General features: G+C 64.9%; 17 protein-coding genes and 1 riboswitch. Of the genes, 4 read left to right on the forward strand and 13 right to left on the reverse strand.

Translation table 11 applies throughout. From position 1 onward, the window contains the following. Nucleotides 1-3: 3 nt before the first annotated feature. Nucleotides 4-1,455, reverse strand: coding sequence for a SulP family inorganic anion transporter (locus BLT66_RS22075; protein ID WP_092761232.1), 1,452 nt, complete (start codon nucleotides 1,453-1,455; stop codon nucleotides 4-6). A gap of 229 nt (nucleotides 1,456-1,684) precedes the next feature. Then, nucleotides 1,685-2,608: a LysR family transcriptional regulator gene (locus BLT66_RS22080; RefSeq protein ID WP_255407037.1), complete on the reverse strand. Its 924-nt coding sequence runs from the start codon at nucleotides 2,606-2,608 to the stop codon at nucleotides 1,685-1,687. Between the two features lie 116 nt (nucleotides 2,609-2,724). On the opposite strand from BLT66_RS22080, the gene BLT66_RS22085 reads away from it, so the two are divergent. Continuing rightward, nucleotides 2,725-3,768: a Gfo/Idh/MocA family protein gene (locus BLT66_RS22085; RefSeq protein WP_092761236.1), complete on the forward strand. Its 1,044-nt coding sequence runs from the start codon at nucleotides 2,725-2,727 to the stop codon at nucleotides 3,766-3,768. Nucleotides 3,769-4,627: 859 nt separating this feature from the next. Continuing rightward, nucleotides 4,628-5,005, forward strand: a complete 378-nt coding sequence (locus BLT66_RS22090) for a VOC family protein (RefSeq protein ID WP_092761238.1) — start codon at nucleotides 4,628-4,630, stop codon at nucleotides 5,003-5,005. Between the two features lie 8 nt (nucleotides 5,006-5,013). Here BLT66_RS22090 and BLT66_RS26540 read toward each other — a convergent pair whose 3' ends face one another. The 9 genes from BLT66_RS26540 to cobU all read right to left on the reverse strand — a co-directional run bounded on the left by BLT66_RS26540 (nucleotide 5,014) and on the right by cobU (nucleotide 11,502). Beyond that, nucleotides 5,014-5,211 carry a hypothetical protein gene (locus BLT66_RS26540; RefSeq protein WP_143029258.1) on the reverse strand — a complete coding sequence of 66 codons (198 nt, stop codon included), beginning with the start codon at nucleotides 5,209-5,211 and terminating at the stop codon, nucleotides 5,014-5,016. 115 nt (nucleotides 5,212-5,326) lie between these two features. Beyond that, the gene (locus BLT66_RS22100) at nucleotides 5,327-6,283 is read right to left on the reverse strand and encodes an aminotransferase class I/II-fold pyridoxal phosphate-dependent enzyme (protein ID WP_092761240.1); all 957 of its coding nucleotides are present in this window, start codon (nucleotides 6,281-6,283) and stop codon (nucleotides 5,327-5,329) included. Further along, nucleotides 6,283-7,224 carry an adenosylcobinamide-phosphate synthase CbiB gene (cbiB, locus tag BLT66_RS22105; RefSeq protein ID WP_092761242.1) on the reverse strand — a complete coding sequence of 314 codons (942 nt, stop codon included), beginning with the start codon at nucleotides 7,222-7,224 and terminating at the stop codon, nucleotides 6,283-6,285. Before cbiB ends, BLT66_RS22100 begins: the two co-directional genes overlap by 1 nt. After that, complete coding sequence (locus BLT66_RS22110; RefSeq protein WP_092761363.1) at nucleotides 7,221-7,649, reverse strand: GNAT family acetyltransferase; 429 nt, start codon at nucleotides 7,647-7,649, stop codon at nucleotides 7,221-7,223. The genes cbiB and BLT66_RS22110 overlap by 4 nt, the downstream gene beginning before the upstream one ends. Before the next feature lie 17 nt (nucleotides 7,650-7,666). Then, a complete protein-coding gene (gene bluB / locus BLT66_RS22115; RefSeq protein ID WP_092761244.1) occupies nucleotides 7,667-8,338 on the reverse strand; it encodes a 5,6-dimethylbenzimidazole synthase in 672 nt (223 codons plus the stop codon). Further along, entirely contained in the window at nucleotides 8,335-9,102 is a 768-nt protein-coding gene (locus BLT66_RS22120) for an ABC transporter ATP-binding protein (RefSeq protein WP_092761246.1), read from the reverse strand. The genes bluB and BLT66_RS22120 overlap by 4 nt, the downstream gene beginning before the upstream one ends. After that, nucleotides 9,099-10,094, reverse strand: a complete 996-nt coding sequence (locus BLT66_RS22125) for a FecCD family ABC transporter permease (RefSeq protein ID WP_255407038.1) — start codon at nucleotides 10,092-10,094, stop codon at nucleotides 9,099-9,101. The genes BLT66_RS22120 and BLT66_RS22125 overlap by 4 nt, the downstream gene beginning before the upstream one ends. Then, nucleotides 10,091-10,939, reverse strand: coding sequence for an ABC transporter substrate-binding protein (locus BLT66_RS22130; protein WP_092761248.1), 849 nt, complete (start codon nucleotides 10,937-10,939; stop codon nucleotides 10,091-10,093). Before BLT66_RS22130 ends, BLT66_RS22125 begins: the two co-directional genes overlap by 4 nt. Continuing rightward, nucleotides 10,936-11,502, reverse strand: a complete 567-nt coding sequence (gene cobU, locus BLT66_RS22135; RefSeq protein ID WP_255407039.1) for a bifunctional adenosylcobinamide kinase/adenosylcobinamide-phosphate guanylyltransferase — start codon at nucleotides 11,500-11,502, stop codon at nucleotides 10,936-10,938. The genes BLT66_RS22130 and cobU overlap by 4 nt, the downstream gene beginning before the upstream one ends. Before the next feature lie 99 nt (nucleotides 11,503-11,601). Further along, nucleotides 11,602-11,832: riboswitch (cobalamin riboswitch) on the reverse strand. Between the two features lie 37 nt (nucleotides 11,833-11,869). Here cobU and BLT66_RS22140 point away from each other — a divergent pair. Further along, nucleotides 11,870-12,115, forward strand: a complete 246-nt coding sequence (locus BLT66_RS22140; protein ID WP_092761252.1) for a DUF904 domain-containing protein — start codon at nucleotides 11,870-11,872, stop codon at nucleotides 12,113-12,115. Further along, complete coding sequence (locus tag BLT66_RS22145) at nucleotides 12,112-12,441, forward strand: cell division protein ZapA (protein ID WP_092761254.1); 330 nt, start codon at nucleotides 12,112-12,114, stop codon at nucleotides 12,439-12,441. Before BLT66_RS22140 ends, BLT66_RS22145 begins: the two co-directional genes overlap by 4 nt. Nucleotides 12,442-12,669: 228 nt before the next feature. Here the strand turns inward: BLT66_RS22145 and BLT66_RS22150 are convergent, their stop codons facing one another. Continuing rightward, entirely contained in the window at nucleotides 12,670-15,093 is a 2,424-nt protein-coding gene (locus BLT66_RS22150; protein ID WP_092761256.1) for a sensor domain-containing protein, read from the reverse strand. Then, nucleotides 15,090-16,403 (reverse strand): HD-GYP domain-containing protein, encoded by a 1,314-nt coding sequence (locus BLT66_RS22155; RefSeq protein WP_092761258.1) that lies wholly within the window; start codon nucleotides 16,401-16,403, stop codon nucleotides 15,090-15,092. The genes BLT66_RS22150 and BLT66_RS22155 overlap by 4 nt, the downstream gene beginning before the upstream one ends. Nucleotides 16,404-16,594 lie beyond the last annotated feature (191 nt).

Below are 16,594 nucleotides of genomic sequence, written 5' to 3' on the forward strand. Positions count from 1 at the left end.
CGCTTACTCGACGCCGAAGTCCAGCCGCGACACCAGCGCTTGGCTTTGGGCATTCAGTCCCAGCACCTCCACAGTACTGCCGTGCTTGCGCAGCCTCTGGCAGATCTTGTCCAAGGCGGTGACCGAGGTGATGTCCCAGAAGTGCGCCTGGCTCAGTTCGATGGTGACGGGCCGGCCTTCCACCTCACGCACATCGAATGCATCAACCAAGAGGTCTGCCGAGGCAAAGAAGACTTGCCCGGAAACCCGGTAGACGAGTGCGTCCACGCCAGTTTTCTCCACCGTCAGAAGCTGCGAAACCTTGAAGGTAAAAAAGACGCCGCTCAACAGCACGCCGACTGCGACGCCGGCCGCGAGATTGTCGGTGACCACCGTCACCGCGACCGTGGCCAGCATGACGACGCTAGACAGCCTGGGATGGCGCAAAACAGCGCCCGCTGAACGCCAATCCAAGGTGGAAGCAGAGACCATCACCATGATGGCCACCAGCGCGGCAACCGGCACTTGCGACACCCAGGGCTTGAGCAACACCATCAGGATCAACAGAAATGCGCCCGCGAACAGGGTCGACAACCGGCCTCGGCCGCCGTAGCGCACATTGCTCACGGTCTGGCCAATCATGCCGCAGCCCGCGATGCCGCCGAACAGGCTGGCTGTGAGGTTGGCCATGCCCAGCCCGCTGCACTCCCGGTTTTTGGAGCTGGGGGTGTCCGTCAATTCGTCCACCACGCTGGCCGTCATCATGGATTCGAGCAGTCCGACCATCGCGATGGCAAACGCCGGCAGCGCGATGAGCCGCAAGGTTTCCAAGGAAAAAGGAACCGAGGGCAAGGCAAAAACCGGTAAGGCGTCGGGCAGCAAGCCCAGGTCAGCAACCGTCTTCAAAGGCAGTTGCCACCAGTGCGCGACCAGAGTCAGCACCACAATGCAGACCAGCGGCGAAGGCACTGCCGTGGTGATCCTGGGCAGTCCATAAATCAGCAGCAGACCCAGCCCGACCATGGCCCAGGTAGCGGCGTTGGCGCCTAGGAGGTGCGGCATTTGCGCCCAGAAGATCAGAATCGCCAGTGCGTTCACAAAGCCGGTGCGCACCGAGGCCGACACAAACCGCATCAGCACGCCGAGCCGCAGCCAGCCAAACAGCATTTGCATGGCGCCCGCCAGCAAGCCGGCCGCAAACAGGTATTGCACACCATGCGCATGCACCAGCGGCGCCGCGACCAAGGCGACCGAACCCGCCGCAGCCGACACCATCGCCGGCCGGCCCCCTGCGAAAGCAATCACGATACTGATGATGAAAGAGGCGAACAGCCCCACTGCCGGATCGACCCCGGCGACAAAAGAAAAGGCGATCACCTCCGGTATCAGGGCGAACGTGGCCACCGCACCGGCCATCAGTTCGCGCGGAATGCTGGGAGCCCACTGGGCCCGGAAAAGGTGTAGATATTTGGACATGGCAACTGGCTCCCGGCCGGGAGCACCTACAAGCGCGTGAACGGGGAGGATGGGGAAAACCAGTCTCCCCTACCCGGTGAAAAGAAAGACGCTCGCGCCTTCTTACGGCGGCGTCAGGCGAACGGCCTGATTGCCTAGGGCATGCATCCTGCGTGATGCGGGCGACTGCAGCTACACAACCTCATGGCAAAAATTGTAAGGGACGGGTGCGAGCCTGCGGGTGCACGCCTCACTCCACCACCGTATCCAGCGCAAACGCCCCTTGGGTCAGCTCCTGCACCAGAAAATCCACGCAGACCTTCAGCTTGGCCGAATTACCCAACCGGGTGGCCGTGACGGCCCAAACATTCGCCTGCTGGTGGTAGGCCGGTAGCACCCGCTGCATGCTGCCGTCTTTGAGCCGGGCCGCCACGTCCCAGCTGGACAGCAGCACGATGCCGTGGCCGTCTACCGCCCAGTTGTGCACTGCGTCGCTGTGGTTCGAGCCCAGGGTGCTGGTGACCTTGACCGATTCCACGCCCTGCGGCCCTTCCAGCCGCCACACGCCGTAGGCCTGGTCACGGTCGCGAAACAGCAGGCAGTCGTGCTGGGCCAGGTCGGCCAGGGTTTTGGGCATGCCGCGGCGCGCCAGATAGCTGGGCGCCGCACACAGCACGCGCACGCTGCGAGCGACGGGATGGGCCACCAGATACGGCTCGCTGATATCACCGACGCGGATGTCGATATCGAAGCCTTCGCCCAGCACGTCGACGCGCCGGTCCACCAGCTCCAGCCAGATGTCCAGCTCCGGGTACTGCAGCTTGAGCCGCGCCAGGATGTGGCCCACATGGTTGCGGCCCAGGCGCAGGCTGGTGCTGATGCGCAGCGTGCCCGACGGCGTGGCCCGCGTGCGCCCGACCTCCTGGGTCAGGCTGTCGGCCGTGTCCAGCACCTTGCGGGCCCAGAGCAGCGCCGTCTCGCCCTCGTCGGTAATCGACACCCGGCGCGTCGTGCGGTGGAACAGCGCCAGCCCCAAGGCCTTCTCCAGCCCGGCCACGCGCTTGCTGACGTAGGCAGGCGAAATCCCCAGCTCTACAGCGGCCGCATTGAAGCTGCTGCGCCGGGCCACGCAGCAGAACACCCGCAGGTCGATCAGTTCCCATTGCGTATTCACCACTGCGTACTCACCCTTTATTGTTCACCATTGGCTAATTGTGAATCATCCTTAACGCTGATTACAAATAGATTGGTTGTCAGTACGATGCCGCACCGCATGCATAAAGAGACACCATGACACCGCTAAAAATTGCCGTTGCCGGCGCGGGCTACATCGGCCTGGCCCATATCGAAGTGCTGGCCCGCAGCCGCCGCTGCAGCCTCTCGGCCATCGTCGACCCCTCCCCTGGTGCGGCAGCCATTGCTACTCGGGCCGGCGTGCCCCTGTACACCTCGCTGGACGACCTGCTCGCAGCCGGCAAGCCCGACGGCATCATCCTGGCCACGCCCAACCATCTGCATGTACCGCAAGCTTTGCAATGCATCGCCGCCGGCCTGCCGGTGCTACTGGAAAAACCCGTGGCCCCCACCCTGGCCGAAGGTGAGCAACTGCTGAAAGTGGTGGAAGAAACCGGCGCCAAGCTGCTGATCGGCCACCACCGCGCGCACAGCCCCATCATGGCCAAGGCCAAGGAGGTGGTGGCCTCGGGCCAGCTTGGCAAGCTAGTCACGGTGATGGGCAGCGCCACCTTTTTCAAGCCCGACCAGTACTTTGCCGATGGCCCCTGGCGCACCCAGATCGGCGGCGGGCCGATCCTGCTGAACATGGTCCACGAGGTGCACAACCTGCGCATGCTGTGCGGGGAGATCACCGCGGTGCAGGCCTTTGCCAGCAACGCCACCCGCGGCTTCGCGGTGGAAGACACGGTGGCCATCAACCTGCGCTTTGCGAATGGCGTGCTCGGCAGTTTCATGCTGTCCGACACCGCCGCCTGCCCGCGCAGCTGGGAGCAGACCAGCCAGGAAAACAAGGCCTATGCCACGTATGCCGACGAAGACTGCTACGTGATCGCCGGCACCAACGGCAGCCTGTCCGTACCCACCATGCGGCTGAAAACCTACCCGCGGCCGGAAGACCGTTCTTGGTGGAAAGAGTTCGAATCCGGCGTCGTCGGCATGGTGCGCGACGACCCGCTGAAGCACCAGATCAACCACTTCGCCGATGTGATCGAAGGCAAGGCGCAACCGCTGGTCAGCACTCGCGACGGGGTACAGAACCTGCGGGTGACGGAGGCGATTGCCGAGGCGGCCCGGACTGGGTTGGTGGTGCAGATTTGAATGGCCTGGGCTCGTAACCGATTAGATTGATTTGCTATAGAAATAGCAGCTGATTACGCTGGTATCAACTGTGCTAGCGGTCGATTTGGTTTAAATTTTTGGATTGGATTGGTGCTGCCCGCATCCCCGGCCGGGTGTGCGCCCGGCAGCGCAGTCACCTTTCTTTGCTTCGCCAAAGAAACGTAACCCAAAGAAAGGCGAGCCGAAGTCGTCGTCCCTGCGCTGCGCTCCGGGCACGCTGCGTTGCTCGGTCTGTGCGAGGTCCCGCTCGAACTCGGCCTACGGCCTCAAACAGTCGCGGGCCCTGATCCGCCCAGCCCTGCGCTACTCGCCGACGCCACACGGCGTAGGATCGGACAGCCAAACAGCCAAACAGCCAACAACCAATACCCAGCCCGGCTACGCCGGGCTGCAACCGCCTCGCGCCCTAGGCGCGATGTGGCGCTGCGCGCCACCGATCCCGATCCCCGGGGTCCCCCTCTGTATGCGCCGAGGAGCACAGCTTTGGGCGGATCAGGGCTGGCGTTGTTTGAGCCGCAGGCGAGTTTAGCCAGACCCCGCCCAAAGCGAGCACCGCAGGTTTCCGCAGCGCCAGCGGAGGACGCAGACAGTGGGGGTGGCCTTTTCTTTGGTTACTTTCTTTTGGCCACGCAAAAGAAAGTGACTGCGCCGCCGGGTGCACTACCCGGCCAGGGATCGCACCGACGCCAGGAGCGCAAGCAGCTACGGAAACAGAGCACTCTCAGCCTCCGTCTTTTGAGGAAAAAGTGATCCCGCCTTGCAAATCCAAAAAGTTGCGCAACGCTATAGTGCCCTTCTCATGAGGCCACGCGCGGTCCCACACACTTCTGGAGAACCCATGTTTGACCATGTGAAATTCGGGGTCAGTGACTATGCAGCGAGCAAAGCGTTCTTCCTCAAATCACTCGAACCGCACGGTGTAGTGATTGCCTCCGAGGGACCGCCGACCTACGGTGTCGAGCTATGCCAGCCCGACGGCAAGTCTTCATTGTGTTTGTTCGAAACCCAGGAGAAACCAGCGCATCTCCACGTGGCATTCGCGGCCAAGAATCGCCAGCAAGTCGAGGCTTTCTATCGGGCGGCGCTGGATGCAGGTGGCACAGACAATGGTGCACCGGGTCTGCGCCCGCACTACCACGCGAACTACTATGCCGCCTTCGTCATTGGTCCAGACGGGCACAACATCGAAGTGGTGTGCAACGAACCAGAGGCTTGAATCTTTCTTCAGTCCAGCGGCTTCTCCTCGGTTGGCACGGGTGCCGCCTCGTCGGGAACCTTGGGCGTGTCGGATGCATGGTGTTCCATGTGGGTCTTCTTGCCAGGCTGGGGCGTCTGGTCGGCGCCGGGCGCCAGCTCTTCGCCGCGGTGCTTCTTCTCTTGCCGCACTTTTTTGTCGTGCGCAACGTTTCTAGGATCGGTCATAGGTCTTTCAGTAGTTGACTGACCATGTTGGCAGCAAACTTTTCTGCTCGGGTAGGACAAACCGCCGTTGCACAACGGAGCAAGGCCCGAATGCCAAGACGCGATGGGCACAACCCTAGCCCGCTGAAGCCAATGCATCCTGCGCCAACGGCGGCAACACGCCCAGGCGCACATAGCCCGGCAAGCCAAAAGACGTGGCGTCGCGCAGCTTGATGCCGCGGGCGCGCAGGTGCTGCAGGCGCTGGGGCAAGTCATCTCCGCTGGGGCGGGCGCAAAAGAAATTAGCGTCACTGGGCAAGCACTCCCAACCCAAGGTGCGGCACAGAATGAGCTGCCGCGCCTTCCATTCGCGCAGCGTCACCAGGCTCTGCGCCAGCCACTGCTGGCTGGTCGGTTCGCACCAAGCCTGCAGCAGCGCCACGCCGTGCGCGCCGACCGGCCAAGACGGGCACAGCGCCCGCAGCGCCGCGGTGTCCGCACCCAGTGGCGCTATCGCATAGGCAGCGCGGATGCCGGTCAACCCCAAGGCCTTGTTCGGCGTCCACATCTGCCAAACGCGATCGGTCTGCGCGGCGTCCAGACTCGCCCTGCCCTCCAGCCGCAGCGGCGCGTAGGCGCAGTCCAGCACCAGCTGCTGGTCGGCCCGCAAGCTGTCGACCAACGCCGGCAAGCCCGCATGGGCCTGGCCCAAGGGGCTGGACGGCTCGCAGGCCCACAGCAGTTGGGCCTGCTCTGCCTCAGCGGGGGCCAGGCCCCAGGCTTGCGCGGCCTGCAGGTAGTCGCCGTAATGGTGCGGCGGCAGATACACGCGCTGGCGCTGGTGCGCGGCGCTGATGCGGTGGATGAACTCGCTGGCACTGGCGGCCAGCACGATGCGCCGCGCGTCCACGCCATGGAAGGCCGCCAGCTGTTCTTTCAAAGCGGTGTACTGCGGGTTTGGATAGCGCGTGGCGTCGGCCTGCTGCACGGCGACCAAGGCGTGCGGGCATGGGCCGCAGGCGTTGCTGTTGGTGGAGAAATCGAACTGCGGCACGCCCAGTGCGTCCGGTCCACCGTGGACAGGTGCGTACATCATTTTGCTATCAAAACCAGAGCTACCAGCGCAACCAGAATAAGCGACAGCAGCGTATTTCTTGCATAACGTATGGCCCGCACGGTATCCATGGCCTCGGGCACGCGGCCATCGCGGTTCAAGATGTAGACACCGGGCTTGCCGAGTCGCACATCCAACACCAGGGCCATCGCTGCCATCGGCCAACCGCTGTTCGGCGACGGTGTTAAACGGGCTTCGCGCAACAATGCCCAGCCCCGCCCGCTACCGGCCACGGCCAGCAGCAACACGGCCGTGATGCGCGCGGGTAGCCAGGACAGCAGATCGTCGGCCCAAGCCGCCCATTTGCCCGCCCATTCCCAGATCCGGCCATTGCGCTCGCCACGGTAGCCCCACATCGCATCGGCGGTGTTCGCAAAGCGGTACAGCGCCGCGCCCGGCAGGCCGAACAGCACGAACCAGAAGATGGGCGCCACGACCGAATCATTCAGGTTCTCGGCCAGCGATTCGATGGCGCTCTCGCGCACCTGGCCTTCGGTGAGCGCGGCCACATCGCGGCTCACCAGCCAGGCCAGGCGCTGGCGGCCGGCATCCAGCGATTCGCCCAGCGCCGCTTCGACCGCCTGCACTTCGCGCTGAAGCATGGCCCAGGCCAGCAAGGGCTTCAGCGCCAGGCCCAGCAGCAGCGCAGTCAGCAACACCGGCAACTGCAGCAACGCATATTGCAGCCACCACGCCGCTACACAAACAATAGCTGCCCCCGCAGACCAAGCAAGCGCCCCGAGCACAAAAGCCTTGAAATCCGGGTCGCGGGCCGCCTGCGTGGGCGCAGCGCGCTGGCCCACCCAGCCCAGGTAGTTACCTATCCACACCACCGGGTGCCAGCGGGCGCGCGGCTCGCCCAGCCAGACGTCGACGACCAACGCCAACAGCAGGGCAGCGGCAGCGACGGCCCAGTTCAAGCGGCCGGCCCGTCGGGTATCAGCCGCTTGCCCAGGCTCAAGGCTTCGTCCTGCGCGTAGCCCAGATGGCGGTAGAAATCCAGCACAGCGGTGTTGCTGGAGCGCACCTGCAGGTTCAGCTTGGGGCAACCCAGGGCCAGCAACAGTTGTTCGATGTAGGCCATCAGCGCCGCGCCATGGCCCTGGCCGCGCCGCCCGGACTGCACCGCCAGGTAATTGACCCAGCCGCGATGCCCGTCGTAGCCGGCCATGGCGCTGGCGACCAGCTGGCCATCGACTTCGCCGACCAAAAACAGCTCGCGCTGCACCAGCAGCTTGCGCGCAATGTCCTTGTGCGGGTCGTTCCAGGGGCGGGTCAGGCCGCAGGCTTGCCAGAGGGCGACAACGGCGGCTTCATCGGATTCTTGGTAGCTTCGAATGTGCATGGTGGGCGTATTTTCAATCAGCAAGGGGCCGTGAATAGCGTCGATGCCTGGCCCCACTGGTCGTCGAACACCAGCTCGGCCAGGGCGGCGCGGCGCGCCCATTGTTCCTGCTCCAGCATCGGGCGGTCGTAGAACTGTGCCACCGGCCCCAGGCACAGCAGGCCGATGACCTCGGCGCCGGCCGGCAGGCCCAGCACACCGGCCACCACCTGTGGATCGAACAGCGAGACCCAGCCCATGCCCAGGCCTTCGGCGCGCGCCGCCAGCCACAGGTTCTGGATCGCGCAGGAGGCGGATGCCAGGTCCATCTGCGGCAAGGTGCGGCGGCCAAAGATATGCTTCTCGCGGCCATCGGGCAGCACCACGGCCAGCACCTCGGCCGCGTCCAGCAGGCCTTGCACCTTGAGGCGCATGAAGTCGTCTTGGCGCTCGCCCAGGGCTTCTGCCGTCAGCATGCGCTCGGCCTCGACCACGCCATGCAGCTGGCGGCGCTGGGCCAGTTGCGTGATGCGGATGAAGCGCCAGGGCTGCATGAAGCCGACGCTGGGGCCATGGTGCGCGGCCATTAGCAGGCGCCGCAGCAGCTCGGGCTCGACCTCGCCACCGTTGAAATGCCGCATGTCGCGCCGCTCGAAGATCGCGCGGTAGACGGCGTTGCGCTCGGGGGCGCTAAAGGCGTGGTCGTTCATATTTTGGGTAGCGCAATCCATTGATGGGATACGCGCTGGATCGTGATGCGTTGGTCAAACACCTGCTCCAGCGCGCGGTGCGTCGCCGGGTCGGCACACAGGCCTGCATGGCGCACCCGGCCCTGGGCCAGCACCAACAGGTCGTCGGCCTGCAGCGCGATCGACACCTCGTGCAGCACGCTGACCACCGTGCGGCCGCGGGCCACCAGGTCGCGTACCAGCAGCAGCCAGTCGGTCTGGTGCGGCGGGTCGAGGTTCGCCAGCGGTTCGTCCATCAGCAGGACAGGCGCCTGCACCGCCAGCGCCCGCGCCAGCAGCACGCGCTGGCGCTCGCCACCGGACAGCTGGCCGAGAGCGCGATCCCGCCAGTCCCAGGCCTGGGTGGAACGCAATGCCTGCTCGACCGCCGCATGGTCGGCCGCGGTCGGCGCGGCCAGCCAGGCGCGGTGCGGCAGACGGCCCAGCATGGCCACGTCCCAGACCGTCAGGTCGTCAGCGCTGGCCTCGCCCTGCCCCAGCCAGGCCAGGGTTTGCGCACGCTGCCGGTTGGGGAGCGAAGCCAACGGCCGCCCCTGCAATTCGACGTTGCCGGTGAATGGCAGCAGGCCGGCCAGCACCTTCAGCAGAGTCGATTTACCGGCACCGTTCGGGCCGACGATGCTGGTCCAGCGGCCGGTACCGAAGTTCGCATCGATGCCATGCAATATGGGGTTTTTTGACAGGCTGGCGCAGACATTACCTGCGCGGAGCGCTATGTTTGTCATAGCAAACCTCCGCCACGCTTGTGCATGCGCCACAGCAGATAGCTGCCGCCTAGCACCGCGGTCAGCACGCCCACCGGCAGCTCCTGCGGCGCCAGCAGCCAGCGCGCCAGGATGTCGGCCGCCATCAGCAGCACGCCGCCAGCCAGGCTGGACAGGAAGATCAGCCGGCTGTGCGTGGTCTTGACCAGCGAGCGCGCCAAATGCGGCGCGGCCAGGCCGACGAAGGCAATCATGCCGGTCTGCGCCACGGCCGTGCCGGTGGCCAGGGCCAGCACCAGAATCAAGATTGCACGCATGCGCGGCAGCGGCAGGCCCAGGCTTTGGGCCGTGGCCTCGCCCAGGGTCAGGCCGTCTAGCACATGGCCCAGCGCCCAGGCCACGGTCACGCACAAAAGCCAGACACAGGCCATCAGCGCGCAGGCGGTCCAGCCGACAAAGCTGGTGCTGCCCAGGTTGAAGCCCTGCATCGCGCTGAGGATATCGGGCGAGGCCAGCGTCACCAGGTCCTTGGCCGCGCCCAGCACCACGCCGACGATGACGCCGGCCAGCAGCAAGCGCAGCGTGTGCTGCACGCTATTCGCCAGCAGCAAAGTCAGCAGCACGCCGCCAACCGCGCCGGCAAACGCAGCGCCGGTCAAACCCACACGCACCAGCCAGACGGTAGCGAACGGCGATACGCCCAACAGCACCAAAGCCATGGCCATGGCCAGCGAAGCACCGGAGGCACTGCCCAGCAGATACGGGTCGGCCAGCGGGTTGCGGAACAGGCCTTGCGCCACCGCGCCTGCCAGGCCCAGCAAGGCACCCGCCAGCCAGGCTCCCAGGGTGCGCGGCAGGCGGATATCCAGCAGGATCTGCAGCGCCACCGCGTCATGCCGCGCGGCCAGCAGGCCTTCAAAGCCGGTGCTGCCGATGCTGGCGCCGACCGCCAGCAAGGCCAGGGCCAGCAGTAACAAGCCGATGGCCAGCAGCCCAGGGCGCCGGGCTGTCACGGGGCTTTGTCCTGCAGACAGGCGGCCATGGTGCGCGCGGCTTCGGCCATGCGCGGCCCGGGGCGCACCAGGGTGTCCGACTGGGCGGTGGTGAACACGCAAATGCGCTTTTCGCGGATCGCGCGGATACCGGCCCAGCCGGGGCGCTGCTCCAGCCCCAGTGCGTTGCGGTCGCCCACCATGATCAGGTCGGGGTTGGCGCGCACCACGAATTCCGGGTTCAGCTTGGGGAACGGGCCGAGCGCGGGCGGCACAATGTTCTTCACGCCGAGCCGGGCCATGGTTTCGCCGATGAAGGAAGTGCTGCCGGCCGCGTACGGCGCGGAATTCACCTCGAAGTAGACGCGCGTGTTTTTCACCTTGACCGGCAGCGACTGGGCCGCGGCCGACACGGCGGCGTCGATGTTGCGCCAGATGCGGGCAGAGTCCGCCACCTCCAGCAGCTGCCCGAGCTTGCCCAGCACGCGCTGCACGTCCTTATAGGTCTTGGGCTCCAGCGCCACCACCTTGATGCCCAGCGCCTCCAGTCGCGCACTGGCGCGCGAGGCGGTAGCCAGCAGCACCACGTCCGGACGCAGGGCGACGATGGCCTCGATGTTCGGGTCCAGCCCGCCGCCCACCTGGGGCAGAGTGCGCACGCTGTCGGGGAAGTTGGAATAGCGGTCCACCGCCACCAGCCGCGCGCACTGGCCGAGTTCGCAAACGCTCTCGGTCAGCGAGGGCAGCAGGCTGACGATGCGATGCGGCGTCTGGACGAAGCTGACACTGGCGCCGCGGTCGTCGGTGAGCTGCAGCGCCTGCGCGGGCAGCACGGCCAGCAAACATATCCAGACGAACAGCTTCATGCCGGGTCTTTTAAAGTCAAAGGCAAACCCGCCGCCATCAGCGTGACCCGCTGGCAGCGTTGGGCGACTTGCTGGTTCAGGCTGCCCAGCGCGTCGACAAAGGCGCGTACCTCGCGGCCCATCGGGATCACGCCCAGGCCGATCTCATTGCCGACCAGCACCAGTGGGCCGGGCGCGGCGCTGATTGCTTCCAAAAATATAGCTACTACCGCAGGATCTGCCTGCGCTGGAGGGCTATTTTCCGTAAATTCTGCGGGCATCAGCAGGTTCGTCAACCACAGCGTCAGGCAGTCGACCACCACCAGCGTATCGGGCAGGCTGTGCTGCTGGATGGTCTGGGCCAGCTGCAGCGGCTCTTCCACCGTCAGCATGCCGGGCACGCGCTCGGCCCGGTCGCTTTGGTGCCGGGCGATGCGCGCGCGCATCTCGTCGTCCCAGGGCTGTGCAGTGGCGATGAAGACGGCGCGGTGGTCAGTCGACGCGGCCAGCCAGGCGGCAGCCAGTTGCTCGGCACGGCGCGACTTGCCGCTTTTCTGGCCGCCGAGTATCAGTTCGCTGGTCATGGTGTTCAGAACTTGTAGCGCTATAGCGCAAATAGGCCCGCACCGGCGTCCCCGCCAGCGCATGAGCGTCAAGACGGCGCGCCGGGGTGGAACCCCAACGCATGCCGTCACCGTGTTGGCCGGTATCCGGGCTGGCGGAAACTCCTACCGTCTTCCCAGGCGTGTGTTCGGTAACACCCAGTGACTGATTGGCAGGAGGCGAATCCAGGGACTCATCCGTTTGACCGTTGCGGGGGCAGCGCAGGCTCGGAGGTTTGCGGCCTCCTCCTGCTTCCCGTTGAACTGCGCCGTGTGAACCACGCCGCGAGCACCAACGCGCGAATTTTACGATGGGGGGCTGCACACTAGTCACTAGAATCGGTGGCTTATGGCTACCCCCACCCAAATTGATCAAATTGCAGAGCGCACCGAACGCCTGCTGGTGCGCTACCGCGAGCTGCAGCGCACCAACAAGTTGCTGACCGAACAGGTCTCGTCGCTGGAGCAGGAGCGCGATTCGCTGAAGTCGCGCCTGGGTGCGGCCCGTGCCCGTATCGACGCACTGCTGGAGCGCCTGCCCGACGCCGGCCCGCCTCCGGCGGTACGCGCAGCCCCCCGCAAGGACACGCCATGAAGCAGCTGGAAGTACAAATCCTCGGTCAAAGCTATTTGCTGGGCTGCCCCGAAGGCGGCGAGGCCCGCTTGCTGGACGCCGTGAAAATGGTGGACACGGCCATGTGCGCGATCCGCGACGGCGGCAAGATCAAGGCCCGCGACCGCATCGCCGTGCTGGCCGCACTGAACCTGGCCTTCGACCTGTCGGACCGCGACCGGGCACCCCCACCCCGCCCCGCGCCCCCGCAGAGCGCCGCCACTGCATCGTCCGACAGCGACCCGGTGCTGGCCGGCCTGATTGAGCAGTTGGACCAGGCTTTAAGCCAGGACGGACAGCTGATTTAATTTAGAATAGGTCCGTCTGCGGTGCATGCCGGGCTTTATATTTCCTTGAACCAATGCTCTATGAGCCCGGGCCTGGAATATCCCCTGGGGAGCGTGATCATCTCGCGTTAGATGAACCCAACTCCAGGGTGACCTAGCCCACCTGAACCCCGGTTCAGGATGCCGGTCCGGTGGCATTCGCAGACACCTAATTCCCCCTCTCCCCCCACACAAACCGCTACCAACCGCTCAGCTCGGTTCCGCGTAGCGGCCCATGGCCAGGCCGATGACGTTTTCCAGGTCTTCGCTGGGCACGCCGGGAGAGCACAAGAACCCCTGGTACTGGTCGCAGTGCATGCGCTGCAACAGATCGCGCTGGGCGGTGGTTTCCACGCCTTCGGCAATCACGGTGAGCTTCAGGGCCCGGCCCATCTGGATGATGGCGCTGACAATCGCTTGGTCGCTCTCGTCCGCCGGCAGGCCGCGGATAAAGGACCGGTCGATCTTCAGCTTGCTGATGGGAAACTTCTTCAAGTAGGCTAGGCTGGAGTAGCCGGTGCCAAAGTCGTCAATCGACAGCACCACGCCGAGTGCCGCCAGGGCCTGCAGTCGCGTCAGCGCTTCGTCGGCATCCTGCACCAGGATAGATTCGGTCAGCTCCAGCTCTAATGAGGCCGGGTCCAGTCCAGAATTCTGCAAGGCCGATGCCACGCGGTCCACAAAGTCGGCCTGCTGGAACTGCAGCGACGACACGTTCACCGACACCGTGCGGGCATAGCCTTGGCCCTGCCATACCGCGGCCTGGCGCACGGCCTCGTTTAACACCCAGGCACCGATGGTGACGATGTAGCCCGACTCCTCGGCCAGCGGAATGAAATTGGCCGGCGGCACCGAACCCAGCTCCACATCGAACCAGCGGATCAGCGCCTCCACGCCCAGCACCACCCCGGTGTTCAGGCACACCTGGGGCTGGTAGTACAGCCGGAATCGCCCGCCCTCCATCGCCTGGCGCATGCGGTGCTCCATCTTCATGCGCGACAGCAGGGCTACATTCATCTGCGGCTGGTAGAAGCGGAAATTGCCCCGGCCCCGCTCCTTGACGCGGTTCATCGCCGTGTCGGCCGACTTGATCATGTCGTCCAAAGTTCGGCCGTCGGCGGGGAACATGGCGACACCGATGCTGCAGCCCACCGAGAAGTCCACGTCGTCCAGGTGGAACGGCTGCTCCAGACTCTGCAGCACACGCTGGGCCACCATCTTGGCGCCCTCGGCATCCGCCTGGTGCACATACATCACGAACTCGTCGCCGCCCAGGCGGCACAAGGTGTCGACCTGGCGCAGGCAGCCCAGCAGGCGCTGGCCCACTTCGACCAGTACCCGGTCGCCAAACAGATGGCCGAGCGAATCGTTGATGTTCTTGAAGCGGTCGAGGTCGATGAACAGAATGGCGAATTCACCGCCATCGCGGTCGGCCAGGCGCAGCGCAAAGTCGACGCGCTGCGACAGCATCAGGCGGTTTGGCAGTCCAGTCAGCACATCGCTGTAGGCCAGCTGTTCGATGCGCTCGTGGCTGGCCTTTTTCTCGGTCAGATCCTTGAAGAAACCTATGCTCTGCGTGACCTGGCCCTGGCCATCGCGCAGCGCCACCCAGGACAAATGCACCACACAGCTGCTGCCGTCGCCGCGCTGGTGCAGGGCCTCGCCATCCCAGTGCCCTTCGCGCTGCCAGCCCAGCTGGACCCGGCTGAACAGCGGCGTGCCGTCCACATCCTTGAACAAATCCGGGGTCATCTGCCCCAGCAAGCGCTGCTCGGGGCTGCGGCTGAGCCGCTCGCAGCCGGGATTGACAGCCACCACATGGTGCTGCGCATCGGCGATGAAGATCGCATCCAGGCTGGACTCGAACACCTTGCCCGCCAGCTGCAGCTGGGCCTCGGACTCGACGCGCTCGGTGATGTCCCGAAACGAATACACCCGGCCAATCGCCCGCCCCTGGCTGATCTGCGGCCGGGTCACGCGTTCCAGAATCCGCCCGTTGTGCAGCATCAGGGTGTCCGTGCCCTGGTACAACGGGGTGGTGGTGATGTGCTCCATGCGCCGCCGGTAGGCCGCTGTGTGCACGACGGCCTGCGCCATGTGGGCGTACAAGGCCTGGTCGTTGTGGGCGATACGCAGGGTGGGCGGCAAGTCCCACAGCTCGGCAAAACGGCGGTTGCATACCGTGACCACGCCGGCCAGGCTGCAGGCCAGAATCCCATCCACGGTGGACTCCAGCGTGGCCTGCATTTCGGCCAGTACCAGCTCCAGCCGGTCTTCGACCTGGCGCAGCGGAGTCAGATCGCGCAGGTTCACCACATAGATCTGCTGGCCGCCGTCCAGGCGCAAGGGGCTGACCCGGCGCTCGACCTGCAGGCTGCTGCCGTCACCACGCAGCACCCGGGTCTCGGAGCCTATGCCTTGCGCATGACCGGTCGCCACGTCATCCCAGAAATACAGGTCTTCGGGTGCGGGCGTCAAATTGGTGACGGCCTGGCCGATCAGGGCATCGCGCGGCATGCCCAGTAGCTGCTCTGCCGCAGCGTTCACAGCCAGAATGCACAAATCACTCGGTGCAACTATCCATATTGCATCGGGTAGACCTTCAATCAATTCTCCCAACAATGTGGGAATCATCCCGCGGCCCCAGGCCTGTCGGAACCGGCCACCCGCTCAAAAAAGTAGGCCACCCGCTGGCGCGGCGAAAGATAGTCTTGCACCGCCCGCGGCAGCTGCGATGGTTTCAGGCTGCGCCGTATGCCCAGCTCGGGTGCGTGTTCCAGGTCCACCATCAGGGCTTCTTCGCGGGGCACGGCCACGTCGTAGACGATCACATAGGGCTTCAAGGGCCGGGTCGAATTGACCGACACCACCATCGCATAGCCGTCGTTGACCAGCTGCACCACCGAGCCCGGCGGATACACGCCCATCATGCGGATGAAGGCACCCAGCGTTGCGGTATCGAAGCGCGCTTTCATCTGCGCAAAAATCATCGACAAGGCTTCGTGCGGCGTCATGGCGTTGACCAGCCGCGGCGGGTTGCACAGATTGTCGTAACGGTTCACCAGGGCCAGTATCTTGCCGCTGGCCGACAGGTTGGAGCCCATCAAGCCCGAAGGAAAGCCGCTGCCGTCGCTCAGCTCATGGTGCTGGGCAATCGCCCGCAGCACGTCTTCCGACACCCCCATGCGCCGGCAAATCACCAGGCTGTGTTCTACATGCTCCTGGTACACCAGCAATTCCGATGCGGAAAACCCCGGGTCCTGGTAGCGCAGGCGCTCTGCCAACTGGGTCTTGCCCAGGTCGTGCAGCAATGCTGCCAATCCCAGCTCGGCCAAGGCGGTTGCGGGCAAGCCCAAGGCCTTGCCCAGCAGCAGCGAGATCACCATCACATTCACAGGATGCACGGCGCTGCGCTCACCCATGGCTTCGGACAAAAGGCGGATCGCCGACTCGCCTTCGGCCAGCAGATCATCCACGCAGCCGGTGACCATGGCCAGGCTTTCATCGCGCATCTGGGTGGGCCGCAGGCTGGACTGGTCGACCACGCGGCGGTACTGCTGGGTGGCTTCGCAAAAGCGCCGTTCGCACACGGCCAGGCTGCGCTGCTGTGCGGCCAGCCGCTCGCGGCGCTGGGCCCGCAGCAGGTCGGACTCGCTGACAACCGGCGGTTGCGACGCGGCAGGAGTGGAGCCACTGGTTCGCGCATGGGCCACTTCAGGCTCATCTTGGGCCAGCACCCCGGCATCTTGTGGGGTATCGCTCTGGTCAGGGAAGTAACGCACCTGGGTGATTCCCAACGAGAGAATCGTCTTGATCTGGTCGTCCGAAACAATCTTGAAGCTGCCCTTGGGAAAAGGGTGGTCCATCCAGCCTAGATCCAGCTGGATGAACAGACCACGCCGCAGCTGGGCTACATCAATCCAGACAGGTGCACGGTCTCCCATGGTTCAGGCGTAAGCTACTAGAGTTTGCATGCGATCATTATGCCGTCAACGAGTCACATTCTGTTACGAAGTGTGAGGTAGTTCATCAGAAAACCCGGCTGTTACAGCGTGTAAAGTTTTTATGCCGCGCATGGGCGCAGAGCCCATCCGACACATGCTGTTGCGGGATGTAACTACCTTATCGGCAATCA

It is taken from the genome of Rhodoferax sp. OV413 (genome assembly GCF_900104385.1).
Taxonomy (GTDB): Bacteria; Pseudomonadota; Gammaproteobacteria; order Burkholderiales; family Burkholderiaceae_C; genus Rhodoferax_B.